At 70.7% G+C, this 3,595-nt stretch carries 2 protein-coding genes and 1 pseudogene; all 3 read right to left on the bottom strand.

The window, feature by feature from the left end:
• Window positions 1–81: 81 nt before the first annotated feature.
• Window positions 82–2,457 (bottom strand): xanthine dehydrogenase subunit D, encoded by a 2,376-nt coding sequence (gene pucD, locus G6045_RS39865; RefSeq protein WP_165337136.1) that lies wholly within the window; start codon window positions 2,455–2,457, stop codon window positions 82–84.
• A 10-nt stretch (window positions 2,458–2,467) separates the two neighbouring features.
• Window positions 2,468–2,887, bottom strand: a complete 420-nt coding sequence (locus G6045_RS39860; protein ID WP_165337135.1) for a VOC family protein — start codon at window positions 2,885–2,887, stop codon at window positions 2,468–2,470.
• Window positions 2,888–2,985: 98 nt separating this feature from the next.
• Window positions 2,986–3,595: pseudogene (locus tag G6045_RS39855) on the bottom strand (hypothetical protein); the annotation flags it as partial.

Genomic DNA, 3,595 nt, shown 5'->3' with positions numbered 1-3,595 from the left:
CCCCCGGACCCCCGGCATCCGAACTTCGTTCGGATCTGCTCAAGCGCCGCAGGGGCTGATGAGTGGCTGATGAGTGGCTGATTAGGGGCTGAAGGTGATGTGCTCCGGCCGCACCGGCACCCGTCGCAGCGCCCTCCCCGTTGCCTGCCGGATCGCCGACACGATGGCCGGCGTCGAGGAGAGGGTCGGGGCCTCGCCCGCGCCGCGGAGGCCGTATGGGGCGTGGGTGTCGGCGAGTTCGAGGAGGTCGACCGGGATGGGTGGGGTGTCGAGGATGGTCGGGATCAGGTAGTCGGTGAAGGACGGGTTGCGGACCAGGGATGTTGCCGGGTCCACGACGATCTCCTCCATCACCGCGAGACCGAGCCCCTGTGTCGAGCCACCCTGGATCTGTCCGAGGACGGAAAGGGGATTGAGCGCTTTGCCGACATCCTGCGCGCAGGCCAGCTCGACCACCTTCACCAGGCCGAGCTCGACGTCCACCTCCACGACCGCGCGATGCGCCGCGAACGAGTACTGCACATGCCCGTTGCCCTGCCCGGTCACCGGATCGAAGGGCTCGGTGGGCCGGTGCCGCCACTCCAGTTCCAGGTCGACGGCCTCGTCCTCCAGTACGTCGACGAGACCGGCCAGCGCCTCACCGTCGGCCCCGACCACCTTGCCGCCCGCGAGCCGCAGCCCGTCGGCAGACGGCCAGCCGAACTTCCGCCGCCCCAGGGTCAGTACGGCCTCCCGTACCGCCTCGCAGGTGTGCTTGATCGCGCCCCCGGTCACATACGTCTGCCGTGACGCCGAGGTCGAGCCCGCGTTGCCCGCCGAGGTGTCGGCCGGCCGCAGCGTCACCTGCGAGACGCCCAGTTCCGTACGGATGATCTGCGCGTGCACCGTCACCCCGCCCTGGCCCACCTCGGCCATCGCGGTGTGCAGGGTCACCACCGGCTCCCCGGCGACTGCTTCGAGCCGCACCCGCGCGGTCGAGAAATCGTCGAAGCCCTCGGAGAAGCCGACGTTCTTGATGCCGACCGCGTAGCCGATGCCGCGGACGACGCCCTCACCGTGTGTGGTGTTGGACAGCCCGCCGGGCAGCTCCCGCAGGTCGGCGGCTGAGCCGGCCGCCGTCCACTGGGCCTGGGGAGGCAGTGGCATCTCGCGCACCCTGCGCAGCAGCTCGGCGACCGGCGCCGGGGCGTCGACGGTCTGGCCCGTGGGCATCACCGAGCCCTGGGACATGGCGTTGCGCTGCCGGAACTCGACCGGATCCAGGCCGAGTTCAAGAGCGAGACGGTCCATCTGGGACTCGTACGCGAAACAGGCCTGCACCGCCCCGAAGCCGCGCATCGCGCCGCAGGGCGGGTTGTTGGTGTAGAGCCCGAGCGCCTCGACGGCGACGGTCTCGCAGTCGTAGGGACCGAGGGCCAGTGAGGCCGCGTTGCCGACGACCGCCGGGGTCGAGGAGGCGTAGGCGCCGCCGTCGAGCACGATCCGCGCCGTCACGTGCGTCAGCTTGCCGTCCCGGGTGGCCCCGTGCTCGTAGTGGAGCTTCGCCGGATGGCGGTGGACATGGCCGAAGAAGGACTCGTACCGGTTGTAGACCATCTTCACCGGCCGGCCAGTGTGCAGCGCGAGCAGGGCCGCATGCGCCTGCATCGAGAGGTCCTCGCGCCCGCCGAACGCCCCGCCCACTCCGGAAAGCGTCAGGCGCACCTTCGACTCGGGCAGTCCGAGCACGGGCGCGATCTGCTTGCGGTCGACATGCAGCCACTGCGTGGAGACGTAGAGATCGATCCCGCCGTCCTCGGCCGGCACCGCGAGCCCGGACTCGGGGCCGAGGAACGCCTGGTCCTGCATGCCGACTTCATAGTCCTCGGCCACGATCACATCCGCCCGCGCCCGGGCCGCCGCCAGATCGCCGCGGACGACCGGCTGGCGGTGGACGATGTTGGGATGCGGTACATGACGGACGTGTGCGTCGTCGCGGTCCGGATGCAGTACGGGTGCGTCCGGCGCGGTCGCCGTGGCCTCGTCGGTGACGGCGGGCAGCACCTCGTACTCGACGACGATCCGTTCGGCGGCCCTGCGCGCGGTCTCCGGATGATCGGCGGCGACCAGCGCCACGGGCTCACCGTGGAAACGGACCCGGCCGTCGCACAGCACCGGCTGGTCGGTGATCTCCAGACCGTAGGTCTTCGCGTGCACGAGATCCCCGTACGTCAAAACCGCCTGGACACCGGGCACTTGAAGTGCGGGGCCGATGTCCAGGCGGATGATCCGTGCATGGGCGTGCGGGGCGCGCAGGGTGTGGCCCCACAGCATGTCCTCGTGCCACAGGTCCGAGGCGAAGGCGAACTCGCCGGTGGTCTTGAGCGTCCCGTCGGGCCTGAGCGTCGATTCGCCGATACCGCCCGGGGTGCGGGTGCCCTGGGTGAGGCCGGTCGGGGTGCCTGCGACTCCGGTCATGGTCCCAGGATCAGCCCTGGACCATCGCCGGGTCCATCCACATGACCTCGAAGTGGTGGCCGTCGGGGTCCTGGAAGGAGCGGCCGTACATCTGGCCGAAGTCCTGCGGGTCCTTGGCGTGCGTGCCGCCGGCCGCGAGCGCACGGTCGCAGAGCTCGTCGACCGCCGCGCGGCTCTCGGCGCTCAGACAGATCAGGGCCTCGTTGGCCACGGCGGAGTCCGAGATCGGCTTCGAGGCGAACTCGGCGAACTTCTGCTCGGCGAGCAACATGATCACGATGCTGTCGCTGATCACCACGGAGGCGGTGTTCTCATCGCTGAACTGCTCGTTGATGGTGTAGCCGAGCTCCGTGTAGAACTTCTTCGCCGCGTCGATGTCCTTGGTGGCGAGGTTGATGAAGACCATCTGCTGGTACGCGTTGTCCGCCATGTCGTCCGCTCCTGTTATCGATGTGATCGCTGATGTTCGTTACGCAGGGATAGACGGCGGGCCGTCCGAGAACTCATCGGCCGCTCGGGAGAATCTTTTCAGCTTGCCATCGGGGCCGCAGCGAGAAGCGCGATGGCGCAGGTCAGCGGCCCGAAGACGGTGAGCAGCGCCACGATCCGGAGCGCCACCGCGGTCCGCAGGAGCGACACGGGAGCCCCGAGCCGAAGCAGCGCCGCCGTCGTGTGCGCCCGGGCCTGCCGGGCCTCGACGGCCGCCGTCAGGAGCGCGAGCACCGTGCAGCCCGCCACCAGGGAGCCGCCCAGAGCGGTGAGCGGTCCGAAGGACGTCGCGGGACCCCCGTACAGGGAAAGCGCCGCGATCACGCCGGACACCACCGCGCACACCACGCCGAGCGGCCGCCCGATGCGCGCCGCCTCCTCCTGCAGCACCCGGCCGGCGAGCAGTCGCGCGGCACCCGGCCGCCACGCCTGGAGCAGACGCCCGCTCAGATAGGTCAGGCCCGGGCCCGCGAAGGCGAGGCCAAGGGCCGTGACCGCCCAGCCGGCGAGCACACCGGCCGGGGTCGACACCAGGCGCCCGGGCAGTGGCAGTCCGCTGCTCTCGGCGCCGGCCGCGTACAGCTCGACGGACAGGCCGACCGCCATCAGGGCCACGCCCCAGGGCAGCCCGTTCGGGGCGGGTGCGGGC

The sequence above is a fragment of the Streptomyces mesophilus genome (assembly GCF_011044995.1).
Taxonomy (GTDB): domain Bacteria; phylum Actinomycetota; class Actinomycetes; order Streptomycetales; family Streptomycetaceae; genus Streptomyces; species Streptomyces mesophilus.
The sequence above is the reverse complement of the archived record's forward strand: the minus strand, read 5'-3'. Positions and strand labels throughout refer to the sequence as shown.